This is a genomic window from Variovorax sp. SRS16 (genome assembly GCF_901827165.1).
Lineage (GTDB): Bacteria > Pseudomonadota > Gammaproteobacteria > Burkholderiales > Burkholderiaceae_C > Variovorax.
In genome coordinates this window covers 2,290,349-2,305,210 of the sequence record NZ_LR594666.1, presented here as the reverse complement: position 1 = coordinate 2,305,210, position 14,862 = coordinate 2,290,349, and the positions used below count along the sequence as shown (strand labels likewise).

Genomic DNA, 14,862 nt, shown 5'->3' with positions numbered 1-14,862 from the left:
AATCGCGCCCCGTGCAAGAGATTTTGAATATCGCCGCCTACAAGTTCGTGCCGATCGACGACGGCGCGGCAGTGCGCGAGACGCTGCGCGCAAGCACCCATGCACTCGGCCTCAAGGGCACCGTGCTGCTCGCGCCCGAGGGCATCAACCTGTTCGTGGCCGGCGCGGCCGATGCCGTGGACGCATTTCTCGATGGCCTGCGCGCCGACGCGCGCTTCGCCGACTTGGAGGCCAAGCGGAGCTGGTCCGAAGCCCAGCCCTTCCGCCGCATGCTGGTCAAGCTGAAACGCGAGATCATCCGCATGGACCATCCCGCGATCCAGCCCGCGGCCGGCCGCGCGCCCGGCATCGATGCGCCGACGCTCAAGCGCTGGCTCGACCAGGGCCATGACGACGCCGGCAAGCCGATCGCGCTGCTCGACACGCGCAACGCCTTCGAGGTCGACCACGGCAGCTTCGACGGCGCCATCGACTGGCGCATCGGCAAGTTCACCGAGTTTCCCAAGGCGCTGCGCGCGCATCGCGAGGCGCTCGCGGGCAAGACGGTGGTGAGCTTCTGCACCGGCGGCATCCGCTGCGAGAAGGCCGCCATCCTGATGCGCGAAGAAGGCGTGGCGGACGTGCTGCAGCTCGAAGGCGGCATCCTCAAGTACTTCGAGCAGGTCGGCGGCGCGCATTACCACGGCGAGTGCTTCGTCTTCGATGGCCGCGAGACGCTGGCGCCCGATCTGAGCGCGCGATCGAAGCATGCGAGCGCCCGCGCGTCCGAGGACCCGGACCTCGCGCGCAAGCGCTGAGAAGAAGGCCGCGCCTCAGACCGGCGTGCTTTTCGTATCGGGCTCTTGCACGCCGAACGGATGGCCGGGCAGCGGAATGAATTCGGTCTCGCCGGGCACTTGCCCCATGCGCTGCGCGGCCCAGTCGGCGCCGGCCTCGAGGATGCGTTCGCGCCGGCTCGAAACGAAATTCCAGGTGATGTAGCGCGGCCCGTCGAGCGGCTCGCCGCCGATCACCACGACGCGAACGGCGGCCTGCGCGGTCAGCACCCCGCCCTCGCCTTCGGGCAGCATCGCCATGGCGTGCTGGGCCACGGGCGTGCCGTCCAGCGACACGTCGCCGTCGACGGCATAGATGGCCAGCTCCTTCGCCAGCGCCGGCAGCTCGAAGCGCGCGCCGGCCGGCAGCGCGAGGTCGAGGTAGACCGTGTGCGACAGGGTCGCCACCGGCGAGCGCGCACCGAAGGCCTCGCCGACCAGCACGCGCACAGCGACGCCCTGCACGTCGAGCGCAGGGATGTCGGTCGCCGCCGTGTGCGAGAAGGCCGGCTCGTCCTCCTCGTGCGCCAGCGGCAGCGCGGCCCAGAGCTGCAGGCCGTGGTTCACGTAGCTCGCATCGCGCAACCGCTCGGGCTTGCGCTCCGAATGCACGATGCCGCGGCCCGCGGTCATCCAGTTGATCGCGCCGGGCAGGACCTCCTGCACCGAGCCCAGGCTGTCGCGATGCTTCATCGCACCCTCGAACAGGTAGGTCACGGTGGCGAGGCCGATGTGCGGATGCGGCCGCACGTCGTGCTGCATGCCCGGCTGCTCGCTGGCCGGTCCGAAATGGTCGAAGAATACGAAAGGGCCAACCGAGCGTCGCTGCGCCGACGGCAGCAGACGCCGGACCTTGAAGCCCCCGCCGAGGTCCTTGTCATGGGGTTGCAGCAGCAGGGGTCCGGTCGTCATATCGTCTCTCCATGGTCGGCGTTGGGCGAGTCATTTGACCAGTTCGGCCACCCGTTTGCCAAATACGCGTGCGGTTTCCAGATCGCCGCGCGACATCTCGGCCGGACTCGCATCGGAAGGCGAGGTGGTCAGCAGGCCGCCATAGCCGCCGACGTAGTTGATCGCGTCGCGCGTTGCCGCCTTGTCGTTGCTCGGCAGGATGCCGAGCCCGGCCCACAGGCCGCCGTGCTGCATGGCCAGGTGCCAGAGGTAGGTCACGGTCGCGACCTTGTCGCCGTTCATGGTGGCGCTGTTGGTGAAGCCGGCGAACAGCTTGTTGCGCCAGCCCTGCGTGTACCAGACCTTGGACGAGGCGTCCGCGAACTTCTTGAACTGCCAGCTCACGCCGCCCATGTAGGTGGGCGAGCCCATGATGATCGCGTCGGCCGCGGCCAGGAGGTCCCAGCCTTCGGCCGGCAGGTTGCCGTCGGCATCGATCGCGAGCAGCTGCGCCTCGGCACCCTCGGCCACGGCCTGCGCCACGCGCTGGGTGTGGCCGTAGCCGGAATGAAAGACGACGACGATGTCGCTCATGCGGTGCTGCCTGCGCTCAGCGCTTGTCGATGCTGAAGCGGCCGGCGCCCAGCACGGAGAAGGCCAGCAGACCGCCGGCGATCGCCATGTTCTTGTCGAAGTTGAGCTTCATCATCGCGTACTTCGCTTCCGGCATGCCCCAGAAATTGTGGAAGAACAGCGCAGTGGCCAGCACGAACAGCGCCATGACGAAGGCCGTCCAGCGCGTCTTGTAGCCCAGCAGCAAGGCGATGCCGAAGCCGAGTTCGACAATGATCGCGATCACGGCACCGAGCTGCGGCAGCGGCAGGCCCACCGACGCGATGTAGCCGACCGTGCCGGCAAAGCCCAGCAGCTTGTTGATGCCGGCCGGGATGAACAGGTAGGCGATCAGGATGCGGCCGATCAATGCCAGCGTGTCCTGCGGCGATGTGGCCGTCGCGGGGGCAGCATAGTTCGATGCGGTGGTGGTTGCCATGAGAAATAACTCCTGAGTTGATGAGAGAGAGGAAGGAAAGAAAAAAATGCGGCCTCAGGCCGCGAGGTCGAACACCAGCACCTCGGCGTCCTTGCCGCCGCCGAGCGTGAGTTGCGATTCGCCTTCGAGCATCGCGGCATCGCCGCCGCCGAGCTTCTGGCCATTGACTTCGAGCTCGCCGCGCACCAGATGCACGTAGCTCTTGCGCTTCGGATCGAGCGCCAGTTGCGCCTTCTCGTCGCCGTCGAGCAGGCCCGCGTACAGGTGCGCATCGGCATGCAGCAGCACCGAGCCGTCGGCGCCGTCGGGCGAGGCGACCAGCCGCAGCCGGCCGCGCTTCTCGGCCTCGGTGAAGTTCTTCTGTTCATAGCCGGGCGCGATGCCGCGCACGTTCGGCTCGATCCAGATCTGCAGGAAATGCGTGGTCTGGTCGGCCTTGTGGTTGAACTCGCTGTGCATCACGCCGCGGCCCGCGCTCATGCGCTGCACATCGCCCGGCGGGATCGATTCGACATTGCCCATGCTGTCCTTGTGCGCGAGTTCGCCCGAGAGCACGTAGCTGATGATCTCCATGTCCTTGTGGCCGTGGGTGCCGAAGCCGGCACCGGCGGCCACGCGGTCTTCGTTGATCACGCGCAGGTTGCCGAAACCCATGTGCGCGGGATCGTAGTAGCCGGCAAAGGAAAAGCTGTGGAAGGAGCGCAGCCAGCCGTGATCGGCATAACCGCGTTCCTGGGATTTACGGACTTGCAACATCGTCTTTCTCCTGCCCTCTTCGTCGAGGGCTTTCGAATGCCGCGCCCTGTGCGCAGCGGATGTCTGTGACTTTAGGGTGCGTGCCGGTGCGAAGGAGCCTTCACTTTTGATGGCATCATGCAAATCTTTTGAACGATAGGCTCCCATGCCCACCGCCCGCGACGTCCTGACGCCCGACGCCTTGTCGATGCTGCAGACCGTGGCCAGCACCGGCAGCTTCGCCGCCGCCGCCCGTGCGCTCGATCTCGTGCCCAGCGCGCTGAGCTACCGCGTGCGGCAGATCGAGGATGCGCTCGACGTGCTGCTGTTCGACCGCAGCGCGCGCCAGGCGCGCGTGACCGAGGCGGGCCAGGAATTGCTGCGCGAAGCCGCGCGCCTGCTGGGCGAGATCGATGCCGTGGCCAACCGTGTCAAGCGCATCGCGACGGGCTGGGAATCGATGCTCACCATCGCGGTCGACAGCGTGATCGCGCGCGATCCGCTGCTCGACCTGGCCACCGCGTTCTATGCGCTCGAGCCGCCGACGCGGCTCAAGCTGCGCGACGAGACGCTGCTCGGCACCATCGAGGCGCTGACCACCGGCGAGGCCGATCTCGCGGTGGGCGCGGTGCTCGATGCGGCCAGCCTGGCCTTCACCGCCACCGGCATCCGCAGCCGGCCGATCGGCGAGCTGGCTTTCGTCTATGCGGTGGCGCCGCACCATCCGCTCGCCCGGCTCGATGCGCCGCTCAGCGACGCCGTGCTGCGCCAGCACCGCGCCGTCGCCGCAGCGGACTCCTCACGCTCGGGGCCGAGCATGACGGTCAATCTCGTCGGCGGCCAGGACGTGCTCACGGTGCCGACCATGCAGGCCAAGCTCGCGGCCCAGCTGCATGGCCTCGGCGGCGGCTTCCTGCCCGAGCCGATGGCGCGGCCCTACATCGAGGCCGGCCATCTGGTCGAACGCCTGACCGAGCGCAAGCCGCCGATCGCCACCATGCATTGCGCCTGGCGCGCCCGCACCGCCGGCAAGCCGGGCCGCGCGCTGCAATGGTGGCTCGCCCAGTTCGAGCACGAGGGCACGCGCCGCGCGCTGCTCGAACGCCATCGCGGCCGATGACCCATGCAACGGGGTTAGAGTCGCCTGAACCGCCCTACCGATACATCGACATACAGAGACCACCATGACCACTCGCCCCGCTGCCGATCGCCACCGATCCACTTCATCGCGCCACTACGCCGTCGTCGGCGCCGGCATCGCGGGCGTGGCGTGCGCGCGCACGCTGGTGCAGGCGGGCCATCGGGTCACCGTGTTCGAGCGCGAGGCCACGGCCGGCGGCCGGATGGCGAGCGAATCCACGGCCTTCGGCAAGTTCGACAGCGGCGCGCAGTACTTCACCGTGCGCGATCCGCGCTTCGCCCGCGCGCTCGAACTCGCGCCGCAGCTGTGCAAGCCCTGGAGCGCGAACCTGGTGCGCGTGCTCGACCCGCACGGCCGCGTGGCCGAGGCGGCACTGCCTGCGCTCGAGCCCCACTGGGTCGCGCAGCCGGGGATGGACGCCCTGGTCACCGCATGGGCCGCGCCGCTGGGCGACAGCCTCGTGACGGACACGCGCGTCACTCACATCGAGGCCGACACGCTCGATGCGCGGCGCTGGCAGCTGCGCACCTCGGGTGCCGGCGATTCGCAGCATGTGTACTCCGGTTTCGACGCCGTGCTGCTGGCCGTGCCGCCGGGCCGCGCGCGGGCCTTGCTCGGCGACGGCAAGCTGTCGGCCGCACTCAGCGAAAAGATCGAAGCCGTGCGCATTGCGCCCTGCTGGACGCTGATGATCGCCTTCCCCCAGGCCAACCAGCCGACGCTGTCGCATCTGGGCCCGCAATGGAATGCGGCCCGCAGCACGCACCATCGGGTCGCGTGGCTGGCCCGCGAATCCTCCAAGCCCGGCCGCGACCGCATCGAGCGCTGGACCCTGCAGGCCAGCGCGGCATGGTCGCAGGAGCATCTGCGCGACGACGCGGCGCGTGTCGCCGCCAAGCTGCTGCGCGCCTTCGCCGAGATCACCGGCATCCGCGCCGAGCCTTCGCACGTGCAGGCGCGCTGCTGGCCCGAGGCCCAAACCCAGGTGCCGGTCGGCACGCCGCACCTGTGGGATGCGAAGCGCCGTCTCGGCGTGGCCGGCGACTGGTGCATCGGGCATCGCGTGGAGGATGCGTTCCTCTCGGGCCTCACGCTGGCGCTCGAGGTGGCCTGAACCTCGCGAGGCGATGATCCGGACCGGCCGCTTCGCGCCCTCTCCGACAGGCCCGCTGCATGCCGGTTCGATGGTCGCGGCGCTGGCCAGCTGGCTCGACGTTCGGGCCCGCGGTCCGCAGGCGCGCTGGCTGGTGCGCATCGAGGACGCCGACACCGAACGCTGCCTGCCCGGCATGGGGGAAGCGATCCTCGCCCAGCTGGCCGCCTGCGCCATGCTGCCGGACGCGCCGCCGGTCTGGCAGACACAGCGCATCGGCCTTTACGTCAAGGCCCTGGAACGGCTCGCGGCCGCGCAGCTCGCCTATCCCTGCGGCTGTTCACGCAAGGACATCGACGAAGCCCTGGTGCGCCAGGGCATGGCGCACCGCCGGCATGGCGAGCGCGTCTATCCCGGCACCTGCCGCGATGGCCTGCACGGCAAGCCGGCGCGGGCCTGGCGCTTCGCGGCCACGAAGTTCCAGGCGACGCAGCCGTCCGGTGCACTGCGCTGGCGCGACCGCCGCCTCGGCGATCAGCAACAGGACGTGGCGCACGAGGTCGGCGATTTCGTGCTGCGGCGCGCCGACGGACCCTGGGCCTATCAGTTGGCCGTCGTGGTCGACGATGCCGACCAGGGCGTGACCGACATCGTGCGCGGCGCCGACCTGGCCGACAACACCGCGCGCCAGATCCTGCTTCAGCGCGCGCTCGCCTTGCCGACGCCGAGCTACCTGCATGCGCCGCTCGTGCTCGGGGCCGACGGCGACAAGCTGTCCAAGCAGAACGGCGCATCGCCGGTGGATACTGCTTCGCCGGGCGCGGCGCTGGCTGCGCTCGATGCAGCGGCGCGGGTGCTCGGACTCGGTCCCACGGCCGCTTCATCGCCGGCCGACGCGCTCGCCGGTTGGGTGCCCGAATGGCGCACTCTCTACAATCCGCGGCCGTGATCATCCCCCCCGCCAACGACCTCCCCCGCGATCCGCCCGCCGATGCCGCCGGCGGCGAGACGCACCCGCTGCACCGCCGCCTGAAGAGCTTCGTCAAGCGCGGCGGCCGCACCACCGACGGCCAGGCGCGTGCCTACGACGAATTCGGGCCACGCTTCCTCTTGCCCTATCAGCCTGCGCCGCTCGACATCGATGCCGCCTTCGGCCGTCAGGCGCCGACCGTGCTGGAGATCGGCTTCGGCATGGGCGAGGCCACGGCGCACATCGCGGCCCTGATGCCGGAGAGGAATTTTCTGTGCTGCGAGGTGCACGAGCCCGGCGTCGGCGCGCTGCTCAAGCGCATCGGCGAGCAGCAGTTGCAGAACATCCGCATCTGCGCCCACGATGCGGTCGACGCCATCGACCACATGCTGATGCCCGGCACGCTGGCCGGCATCCACGTGTTCTTCCCGGACCCGTGGCACAAGAAACGGCACAACAAGCGCCGGCTGATCCAGCCGCCCTTCGTTCGCAAGCTGGCCGAGCGGCTCGCGCCGGGCGGCTACCTGCACTGCGCGACCGACTGGCAGCCCTATGCCGAGCAGATGCTCGAAGTGCTCTCACAGGAAACGCTGCTGCGCAACACGGCCGCCGGAGGCTTCGCGCCGAAACCCGCCTACCGGCCGCTGACCAAGTTCGAGAACCGCGGCCTCAAGCTGGGCCACGGCGTGTGGGACGTGGTGTTCGAGCGCCTCTGACCGGCGCGCTCAGTGCGCGACGCGCCGCGCATGCTCGGCCGGCGCGGCACCCTGCGCCGCCAGCACGTGCCGGTGCGAGGCCATGATGAGCGCGGCCCGGTAGGCCGAGCGGCTGGCCGTCTTGGTGTGGTTGACCAGCGTCTTCCATTCGCGCTCGAGCTCCTGCGGCGAGCGGTCGGTGCGGCGGTTCATCAGGGCCTCGCTGGCATCGATCAGCGCCGCGGCCGAACAGAGGCAGATGTTGATTGCCGACTGCGCGGCGCTGGCGCGAAAGCGCTGTTCTTCGGTCGTCGGCGCGCTGCCGGCGAACTCCAGCGGCACGCTGTGGGTGGGTCCGACATAGGGGTCGCCGTGCAGCGCGCTGTCGGCGCGGGCAAGCACTCGTTCGATGGCGGCCAGCGCGCTTTCGAGCAGCGCAGTATCGGATGGCTGTGAATTCATGTCGTTCGCGGAAAGGGCTCCGGAGTCCGCTGGGATGTTGACAGCAGCGCATCGTTTCGCCGCGTGCAAATCGCACAATCAAGATACAAAAGTTCGTGGTTCCGAGGCTGTACCCCATCGCTCAACGTGACTTACTGCCTTCTTCTTTGGCATCGAAGACGCTACATTTTTCGATCGATGTAGCGAGGGGATTTCATGGATCAATCACGCCGGCATTGGCTGGGCGCCGCAGGCGCGGCGCTTCTGTGGGGCGGCGGCCTTGGCGCCAGCCACGCGCAGACGGCCCGTGCCGCGGCGGGCGCAGCGCGCACCGTGGTCCTCGGGCAATCGGTTCCGCTCACCGGCGCGGCCAGCGAGATCGGGCTGGCCTTCGCGGCCGGCTGCCGCCTCTGCACGACCCAGTTCAACGAAAGCAACGCGGCGCCCGGCATCCAGCTCAAGCTCGTGCAGCTCGACGACGGCTACGACGCCGCGCGTGCCGCCGCCAACGCGCGCACCCTGCTCGGCGCCCAGAAGGCGGACCTGCTGTTCGGCTTCGTCGGCACCGCGAGCAGCGATGCCGGTGCGGCCATCGCGCAGGACCAGGGCACCGTGCTGTTCGCGCCCTTCGCCGCGTCGGACGGCCTGCGCGGGCCGGCCCACACCAACGTCTTCCACGTGCGTCCCAGCATGGCCGACGAAGCCCTCAAGATCGTGCGCCAGTGCGCGACCGTCGGCCAGACGCGCATCGCGCTGGTCGGCGACGACGATGCCATGGGGCGCGCCGGCCTCGCCGCGGTCGAACAGGCCATGACCGAACTCAAGCTCGGTCCGCTGGTGGCCACCGCGCTGGTGCCCGCGGCCGGCGACAAGCTGGACACGGCGCTCGCCGCGGTGCAGCGGCAGTCGCCCCAGGCCATCGTCCTGGTGTCGCTCTCGGGCACCACGGCCAACGTGATCCGCAAGCTGCGCAAGAGCGGCTACGCGGGCAACTTCACGGCCTTCTCGATCGTCGGCATCGATCCGCTCTACGCGGCGCTGGGCAAGGACATCGGCGGCATCGTGATCTCGCAGGTGGTTCCATCGCCGCGGTCGTCGGCGATCCCGATCGTCAAGGAATACCTCGGCGCCGTCGACAACTCCGACCAGACGGCTTCCTACGAAGGCCTCGAAGGCTTCATCGCCGCCAAGGCCGTCGGCGAAGCCGTGCGGCGAGCCGGCCGCGGCTTCACGCCCGCGACCCTGCAGCGCGTGATGGCCGGCATGACCGACTACGACGTCGGCGGCTTTCGCATGAACCTGCGGCCCGGCCTGCACGATCCGGCGCGCACCATCGACCTCATCAGCATCAGCGCCGACGGCCGCGTGCTGCGCTGAGCGTGTCAACTTCCTGACAGCGGGCCGCGGCGCGCGGGTCTACAGTAGGGCATCACCCACCGGAGACCAGCGCCATGAACGCCAGCACCGACAGCGAAATCCGCCAACGCGTCAGCGCCGAAGAATGGCAGCTGCGCACCGACCTCGCCGCCTGCTACCGGCTGGTCGCGCTGTACGGCTGGAGCGACCTCGTCTTCACCCACATCAGCGCACGCGTGCCCGGCCCCGAGCATCACTTCCTGATCAACCCTTATGGCCTGATGTTCGACGAGATCACCGCGTCGAGCCTGATCAAGGTCGACAAGGATTGCAACAAGGTGATCGACTCGCCCTACCCCGTCAATCCGGCCGGCTTCGTGATCCACAGCGCGGTGCATGCGGCGCGCGAGGACGTGCAATGCGTGCTGCACACCCACACGCGCGCCGGCATCGCTGTCAGCGCGCAGAAGAACGGCGTGCTGCCGATCAGCCAGCAGTCGACCTTCGTGCTGGCCTCGCTGGCCTACCACGACTACGAAGGCGTGGCCTTCCGCGACGACGAGAAGCCGCGCCTGCAGGCCGACATGGGCGAGGCCAATTTCCTCATGCTGCGCAACCATGGTCTGCTCACCGTCGGCAAGACCATCGCCGATGCCTTCCTCTCGATGTACACCTTCGAAAACACCTGCCAGATCCAGATCGCGGCGCAGGCCGGCGGCGGCGAACTGACGCAGGTGAATCCGAAGATCGTCGAAGGCGTGGGCCTGGCGATGAAGGTGCAGACCGGCGGCCTCGGCGGCGCCTTCGTCTGGCCTTCGCTGATCCGCAAGCTGGACCGGCTGGACCCGGGCTACAAGGACTGACCGACGCCGCTCGCGGGCCGGGTCGCGGCTCGCTGCGGCTCAGGCGGCATGCGCGGTCATGCCGAGTCCGTCGGCCTTGCGCTCGCGCAGCCACAGCACGCCGCCGCACGCGAACACCACCAGCTGCGTGCCGATCAGGAGCGCGAACCCCGCGAAGAAGCCCGCCGCCGCCCCGCCCGAAGCGCCCGGGCCGGCCGACACCATGCTGATCACGCTGCCCATCAGCGCCGGCATGAATCCCGCGACAAGGCTGCCCGTGCCGTTGACGACGCCGAAGGCGCTGGCCGTGTGCTCGGGGCGCGAGCAGTTCTGCACCGTGCTCGGAATGGCTGGGCTTTGCAGGCCCCAGAAGAAGTTGGCGGCGATCAGGCTGTAAGCCGCCAGATAGCGGTCCTGGGCATTGATGGCCAGCAACACCGACAGCGCCACGCCGATGCTCCCGGCCATGAAGATGAAGGGAATCCGCTGCCGGTCGATCCGGTCGATGATCACGCCGCCGATCAGCACGGCCAGCACGGTCGCGTACTGCGGCAGCGAGGCCAGCCAGCCCATCTCCCTGAGCGAGAAGCCGCGTGCTTCCTTCAGGTAGGCCGGCAGCCAATTGCTGCCGCCCCACAGATAGGCCAGGAAGGCCGAGGTCAGCACGGTCACCAGCACCACGTGGCGCGTCTGCAGGCCGCCCTTCGCGTTGTCGGCCACCCGCTTCATCGCGTCACCGAAGGAACTCGGCTTGGCGCTGGCCAGATAGCCCTTGGGCATGCGGACGAAGGCGAACACCAGCGGAATGCCGAGCGCGATGTTCAGCACGCCGAGCGCCTGGAAGGAAGCCTCCCATTGAAAGCTCGCGAGCAGGTAGCCGACCAGCGGGTAGCCGAGCGCGAGGCCGAGGCCGGTCCCCATGTTGACGAAGGAATTCGGCTTGCCGTTCTCGCGGCTCTCGAAATGCGCCTTGATGAACGAGGAGGCCAGCGAGAACAACGGGCCTTCGGCCACGCCGAGCAGCGCGCGCGAGGCCAGCAGCAGGCCATAGCCCTGGAACCACGGTGTCATGAACGTCACCACGCCCCACAGCACCAGCCCGTAGATCAGGCTTCTGCGCACGCCGAACAGCGCCGCGCAGAACGGCGTCAACACGAAGGCCGACACGCCGTAGCCGACCATGAAGGCGGTGGCCAGCAGCCCCTGGCTGACACGGTCGGCCCGCGCAATGCCCGCATGCGCGAGGAAGGCCGGGTCGGTGATCAGCACCGCGATGTTGATGCGGTCGACATAGGAGATGGCGACGATCACGAACAGGGTGATGACGCCATACCAACGAAACGCTCTGGCTTGCATTGCTCGACTCCTTGAAATGGATGGGACCGCGCGCTAGAACGCGTGGCGAATGCCGAACTCGGTGCCGGTGGAGCGGCGATTCGGTTCGGTGGTGGATCCCGACAGCGCCTGCGTCGCGCCGTTGTGGTTGGCGATGATCGCCACGGTCGCGTAGAGGGCGGTGCGCCTGGACAGGTTGTGCACATAACCGAGCGCGAACTTGGAGGTGGTCGGCTTCGGCACCGGGCCCGCGGGTTCGCGCCGGTAGAACGCATACGAGGCCTTGATCTCGCCGACGCCGACCGGCAGGTTCAGGCCCAGCAACGCGCCCTTGCCGTCCACCGCGCCCAGCGACTCGGTGTAGTACTCGCCCATCAGCTTGAGACTCATCAGTGTCTCGAAGGTGTAGGAAGCGGCCAGGTTCGCGACGTGCAGGTCGCCCGTGGCATAGCGCGTCCGGCCGGTGGCGAACGCCACGTTCAGCGGACCGTTGAGATAGCCCACGCGCAAGCCGATGTAGTTGCCGTCCGACCTGTTGGGGATCGGCAGCGGCCCGGGCAGCACCGAGTTCGAAGCGTTCTCGCCCGTTGCGACCATGGCCTGGCCATAGAAGCCGCCGAGATTGGGCGGCAGGAAGTAGCCGACGCTGTTCGATGCCCGCGTGCCGGTGGGCGCGGCGAGGCCACCGAACCCGGAGAAGTAGAGCTGGTTGGCGCCGATGCCGCCGCCGGTGCCGAAGGGATCGAACAGCGCGGTGCTCCAGAAGGTGGGTACGTAGTCGCGCCCGAGGCGCAGCTCGCCGAAGCCGCCGGACAGGCTGACCGTCGAGCGGCGGTTGAAGCTGATGGCGTTGGGCGTCCCCGCACCGCTCGTCTGGTTGTTGGAATTCGACGGCAGGCCGAGGCCGGTGTCGTTCTGCAGCCCGGCCTCGAGCCAGAAGCCGGCCGACAGGCCGCCGCCCAGGTCTTCGGTGCCGCGAAAGCCGAGGCGGCTGAAGCTGTTGCCGCTGTTGCCCAACTGCCATTTGCTGGTCGAAGTGGGGCCATCGCCAGTGGTGTGGGTGATGTCGGCATCGACGACACCGAACACCGTCACCGACGATTGCGCGCAGGCCCAGGTCGCGGCCGTGCACGCGGCCACGGCCACAAGAGATCTCTTCATGTTGTCTTTCGGGAGCCTGGGATCTAGATGTCGAGCACCAGCGGACCGCGCCTGCATCCCGAAACGCAGATCATCATGGTCTTGTTGGCCGCACGTTCGAGCGGGCTGAGGATGCCGTCGTGGTGTTCGACCTCGCCGGCCAGCACCCTGGTTTCGCAGGCGCCGCACACGCCTTCCTTGCAACTGTGGTCGGGGTCGAGCCCGGCATCGATCAGGCTGTCGAGGATCGACTTGCCGGGCCGGATCTCGATCGTCCTGCCGCTCTTCGCGCACTCCACCACGTAGCTCTCCGTCGCGCTCGGCACCTCGGCATGCGCCGCGGCGAAGCGCTCGATGTGGACGTGAACATAGCCGAGCTCCGCGCAGGTCTTCTCGAAGCCGTCGAGCATCGGCGTGGGGCCGCAGCAGTAGTAGTGGCTGTCGGCGCCCTTGCCGGCCAGCAGCGCCGCGAGGTCGGGCGGACCGCCCTTCTCTTCGTCGAAATGCCAGGTCAGCTGCACGCCTTTTTCGGCAGCCAGTGCGGCGATCGCTTCGCAGAAGGCGGCCTCCTTGCGGGTGCGCGCGCAGTAGAGCATTTCCACCGGCTTGCCGATCGCCACCAGGCGCTGCAGCATGCACCAGATGGGCGTCACGCCGATGCCGCCGGCCACCAGCACGGAGCGCTCGGCGCCCTCTTCCAGCTTGAAGTTGTTGCGCGGCGCCGAGATCGGCAGCGTCATGCCCACGCGCAACTGCTGATGCATGTAGCGCGAGCCGCCGCGGCTCTTGCGGTCGTTGAGCACGCCGACCACGTAGCGCTGGCGATCGGTCGAGGGATTGCACAGCGAATAGCTGCGCACCAGGCCGTTGGGCAGGTGAATATCGATGTGCGATCCAGCCTCGAAAGCGGGAAAGTCCACCTCGGACGAAGCCGGACGGAACTCGACGCTGACGATGCCGTCGGCCTCGTGGCGCATGGTGTGCACCAGCGCGTTCAGCGTGGGAGAAGACATGGCTCGATGCCTCTTCAGGTCAGCCGACCTGAGCTTGTGCAAGGCCGCGCAGATGGCGCCGCAGGCGCACCACGCCTACGTCGTGCTGGTAGAGCGACTCGTGCTGGTTCGCGTCCGGCTCCATGTTCTCGATCAGCACGCGGTCCTGCTCCAGCACGCGCCAGTGCCGCGCTTCGAGCCGGTTCTTGTAGAGGAAGCGCCAGGTGTCGCGCTCCCAGCCCTTCGGCAGCTTGCGCACGCGCCAGTGGAAGGCGCACGACAGCGTCGGCGAGATCGGCGTGTAGCTGCCGATGATGATGAAGTTGCCGCCGGGGCCGCCGGTCTTCGGGTAGGGAATCTCCAGCCGCATCCAGTGCAGGCCGGTGTCGGCCCACTCGGTCCAGTCGAAGTTGACGTTGCGCTGACCTTCCTTCTCGAACACGAAGCCGGTGTCGGTCTGGCGAACGCCGAACTTGGCGGTCGAATCGCCCTCGGCCATCGAGTGCGACTGCTTGTGCAGGAAGGTGCCGTGCATCGGGTCCATCACGTTGTCCAGCACGTAGCGATAGTCGCCCTTCCATTCCGTATAGCAGAGGAAGGACGAGTATTCCTCGTCGTTGGTCAGCTGCTCGGGCAGCACCAGCGGCGGCGGCGTCTCGACCGATTCCTTGCCGTTGTAGAGCCACACCGCGCCGGCCTTCTCTTCCACGTGGAAGAAGCGCGTGGCCTGCGCGCCTTCGAGCTTGCAGCCGGGGCTGCCGGGCACGCGCGTGACCACGCCGTCGCAGCGCACTTCGACGCCGTGGTACGGGCAGGACAGCCGGTCGCCGAGGATCACGCCCTGCGACAGCGGCGCGCCGCGGTGCGGGCATCGGTCTTCCAGCGCGTGCAGCTTGCCGGCGTGGTCGCGCCAGAAGGCGAACTTGCGGCCGAGGCGGCGCAGCGAGACCGGCGATTCCTTGATGAGGCTGGACGGGCAGATCGGATACCAGAGATCCTTGAGGCCGATCTCCAGCAGTTGGTCGACCGGGTCACTGTGGGTGGTAGTCATGAGGGCTCCTCTCGAGAAGGGAAGAAAGTGATGTCGTGACGGATCAGACGCCCAGGGCGGCGATCTCTTCGCGGTAGATGGCCTCGGTCCAGAGCTGGCCGCTGGGGCTTGTCAGGCCGCTGCGGTTGAGGGCTTCCACCAGGCCGGCCAGGTCGTGGATGCCGGTCGCGTAGGCCCGCTCGATCGCATCGCCGAGCAGGTCCTCGTAGGTGGTGGGGGTGCGCGTGCGCGCCTGGTGCGGTTCGAGGTAACGGTCAGTCATGGTTCGCTCCATCGGGGGGAAAGGTTGGTTTCGGTATGGGCCTCACTGGCCG

The 14,862-nt window shown here is 68.4% G+C and carries 17 protein-coding genes; 7 read left to right on the top strand and 10 right to left on the bottom strand.

Going from position 1 to position 14,862, the window contains the following annotated elements:
* Positions 1–11 precede the first annotated feature (11 nt).
* The gene (locus E5P2_RS11165) at positions 12–797 is read left to right on the top strand and encodes a sulfurtransferase (protein ID WP_162567144.1); all 786 of its coding nucleotides are present in this window, start codon (positions 12–14) and stop codon (positions 795–797) included.
* A gap of 15 nt (positions 798–812) precedes the next feature.
* Here E5P2_RS11165 and E5P2_RS11160 read toward each other — a convergent pair whose 3' ends face one another.
* From E5P2_RS11160 to E5P2_RS11145, 4 genes are read right to left on the bottom strand one after another with little or no spacing between them, the layout of a single operon-like run.
* On the bottom strand, positions 813–1,727 hold the full coding sequence (locus E5P2_RS11160) for a pirin family protein (protein WP_162567143.1): 915 nt from the start codon (positions 1,725–1,727) through the stop codon (positions 813–815).
* A gap of 30 nt (positions 1,728–1,757) precedes the next feature.
* Positions 1,758–2,300 (bottom strand): flavodoxin family protein, encoded by a 543-nt coding sequence (locus tag E5P2_RS11155; RefSeq protein ID WP_162567142.1) that lies wholly within the window; start codon positions 2,298–2,300, stop codon positions 1,758–1,760.
* A 16-nt stretch (positions 2,301–2,316) separates the two neighbouring features.
* Entirely contained in the window at positions 2,317–2,757 is a 441-nt protein-coding gene (locus E5P2_RS11150) for a DoxX family protein (RefSeq protein WP_162567141.1), read from the bottom strand.
* A gap of 54 nt (positions 2,758–2,811) precedes the next feature.
* Positions 2,812–3,513 carry a pirin family protein gene (locus tag E5P2_RS11145; RefSeq protein ID WP_162567140.1) on the bottom strand — a complete coding sequence of 234 codons (702 nt, stop codon included), beginning with the start codon at positions 3,511–3,513 and terminating at the stop codon, positions 2,812–2,814.
* A gap of 145 nt (positions 3,514–3,658) precedes the next feature.
* Here E5P2_RS11145 and E5P2_RS11140 point away from each other — a divergent pair, with 145 nt between their 5' ends.
* From E5P2_RS11140 to trmB, 4 genes are all read left to right on the top strand, one after another.
* The gene (locus E5P2_RS11140) at positions 3,659–4,612 is read left to right on the top strand and encodes a LysR family transcriptional regulator (protein WP_162567139.1); all 954 of its coding nucleotides are present in this window, start codon (positions 3,659–3,661) and stop codon (positions 4,610–4,612) included.
* Positions 4,613–4,676: 64 nt separating this feature from the next.
* On the top strand, positions 4,677–5,747 hold the full coding sequence (locus E5P2_RS11135) for an NAD(P)/FAD-dependent oxidoreductase (RefSeq protein ID WP_162567138.1): 1,071 nt from the start codon (positions 4,677–4,679) through the stop codon (positions 5,745–5,747).
* Positions 5,748–5,760: 13 nt separating this feature from the next.
* Positions 5,761–6,675: a tRNA glutamyl-Q(34) synthetase GluQRS gene (gluQRS, locus tag E5P2_RS11130; RefSeq protein WP_162567137.1), complete on the top strand. Its 915-nt coding sequence runs from the start codon at positions 5,761–5,763 to the stop codon at positions 6,673–6,675.
* Positions 6,645–7,412, top strand: coding sequence for a tRNA (guanosine(46)-N7)-methyltransferase TrmB (gene trmB, locus E5P2_RS11125; RefSeq protein ID WP_162567136.1), 768 nt, complete (start codon positions 6,645–6,647; stop codon positions 7,410–7,412). The genes gluQRS and trmB overlap by 31 nt, the downstream gene beginning before the upstream one ends.
* A 9-nt stretch (positions 7,413–7,421) precedes the next feature.
* Here trmB and E5P2_RS11120 read toward each other — a convergent pair whose 3' ends face one another.
* On the bottom strand, positions 7,422–7,853 hold the full coding sequence (locus tag E5P2_RS11120; protein ID WP_162567135.1) for a hypothetical protein: 432 nt from the start codon (positions 7,851–7,853) through the stop codon (positions 7,422–7,424).
* Between the two features lie 195 nt (positions 7,854–8,048).
* Between E5P2_RS11120 and E5P2_RS11115 the strand changes: the two genes are divergently transcribed.
* Positions 8,049–9,209, top strand: a complete 1,161-nt coding sequence (locus tag E5P2_RS11115) for an ABC transporter substrate-binding protein (RefSeq protein ID WP_162567134.1) — start codon at positions 8,049–8,051, stop codon at positions 9,207–9,209.
* A gap of 74 nt (positions 9,210–9,283) precedes the next feature.
* Positions 9,284–10,051, top strand: a complete 768-nt coding sequence (locus E5P2_RS11110) for a class II aldolase/adducin family protein (RefSeq protein WP_162567133.1) — start codon at positions 9,284–9,286, stop codon at positions 10,049–10,051.
* A 39-nt stretch (positions 10,052–10,090) separates the two neighbouring features.
* Here E5P2_RS11110 and E5P2_RS11105 read toward each other — a convergent pair whose 3' ends face one another.
* From E5P2_RS11105 to E5P2_RS11085, 5 genes are read right to left on the bottom strand one after another with little or no spacing between them, the layout of a single operon-like run.
* Positions 10,091–11,386, bottom strand: coding sequence for an MFS transporter (locus tag E5P2_RS11105; protein ID WP_162567132.1), 1,296 nt, complete (start codon positions 11,384–11,386; stop codon positions 10,091–10,093).
* Positions 11,387–11,419: 33 nt separating this feature from the next.
* Positions 11,420–12,526: a porin gene (locus E5P2_RS11100; RefSeq protein WP_162567131.1), complete on the bottom strand. Its 1,107-nt coding sequence runs from the start codon at positions 12,524–12,526 to the stop codon at positions 11,420–11,422.
* 23 nt (positions 12,527–12,549) lie between these two features.
* Positions 12,550–13,518: a PDR/VanB family oxidoreductase gene (locus tag E5P2_RS11095; RefSeq protein ID WP_162567130.1), complete on the bottom strand. Its 969-nt coding sequence runs from the start codon at positions 13,516–13,518 to the stop codon at positions 12,550–12,552.
* 19 nt (positions 13,519–13,537) lie between these two features.
* Positions 13,538–14,548 carry an aromatic ring-hydroxylating oxygenase subunit alpha gene (locus E5P2_RS11090; RefSeq protein ID WP_162567129.1) on the bottom strand — a complete coding sequence of 337 codons (1,011 nt, stop codon included), beginning with the start codon at positions 14,546–14,548 and terminating at the stop codon, positions 13,538–13,540.
* Between the two features lie 43 nt (positions 14,549–14,591).
* The gene (locus E5P2_RS11085) at positions 14,592–14,822 is read right to left on the bottom strand and encodes a recombinase-like helix-turn-helix domain-containing protein (RefSeq protein WP_197908490.1); all 231 of its coding nucleotides are present in this window, start codon (positions 14,820–14,822) and stop codon (positions 14,592–14,594) included.
* Positions 14,823–14,862 lie beyond the last annotated feature (40 nt).

Coding starts and splice junctions, on each gene's coding strand:
- E5P2_RS11160 (WP_162567143.1), bottom strand. CDS start 1,727: ATGACGACCGGACCCCTGCTGCTGCAACCCCATGACAAGGACCTCGGC.
- E5P2_RS11155 (WP_162567142.1), bottom strand. CDS start 2,300: ATGAGCGACATCGTCGTCGTCTTTCATTCCGGCTACGGCCACACCCAG.
- E5P2_RS11150 (WP_162567141.1), bottom strand. CDS start 2,757: ATGGCAACCACCACCGCATCGAACTATGCTGCCCCCGCGACGGCCACA.
- E5P2_RS11145 (WP_162567140.1), bottom strand. CDS start 3,513: ATGTTGCAAGTCCGTAAATCCCAGGAACGCGGTTATGCCGATCACGGC.
- E5P2_RS11140 (WP_162567139.1), top strand. CDS start 3,659: ATGCCCACCGCCCGCGACGTCCTGACGCCCGACGCCTTGTCGATGCTG.
- E5P2_RS11135 (WP_162567138.1), top strand. CDS start 4,677: ATGACCACTCGCCCCGCTGCCGATCGCCACCGATCCACTTCATCGCGC.
- gluQRS (WP_162567137.1), top strand. CDS start 5,761: ATGATCCGGACCGGCCGCTTCGCGCCCTCTCCGACAGGCCCGCTGCAT.
- trmB (WP_162567136.1), top strand. CDS start 6,645: ATGGCGCACTCTCTACAATCCGCGGCCGTGATCATCCCCCCCGCCAAC.
- E5P2_RS11120 (WP_162567135.1), bottom strand. CDS start 7,853: ATGAATTCACAGCCATCCGATACTGCGCTGCTCGAAAGCGCGCTGGCC.
- E5P2_RS11115 (WP_162567134.1), top strand. CDS start 8,049: ATGGATCAATCACGCCGGCATTGGCTGGGCGCCGCAGGCGCGGCGCTT.
- E5P2_RS11110 (WP_162567133.1), top strand. CDS start 9,284: ATGAACGCCAGCACCGACAGCGAAATCCGCCAACGCGTCAGCGCCGAA.
- E5P2_RS11105 (WP_162567132.1), bottom strand. CDS start 11,386: ATGCAAGCCAGAGCGTTTCGTTGGTATGGCGTCATCACCCTGTTCGTG.
- E5P2_RS11100 (WP_162567131.1), bottom strand. CDS start 12,526: ATGAAGAGATCTCTTGTGGCCGTGGCCGCGTGCACGGCCGCGACCTGG.
- E5P2_RS11095 (WP_162567130.1), bottom strand. CDS start 13,518: ATGTCTTCTCCCACGCTGAACGCGCTGGTGCACACCATGCGCCACGAG.
- E5P2_RS11090 (WP_162567129.1), bottom strand. CDS start 14,548: ATGACTACCACCCACAGTGACCCGGTCGACCAACTGCTGGAGATCGGC.
- E5P2_RS11085 (WP_197908490.1), bottom strand. CDS start 14,822: ATGGAGCGAACCATGACTGACCGTTACCTCGAACCGCACCAGGCGCGC.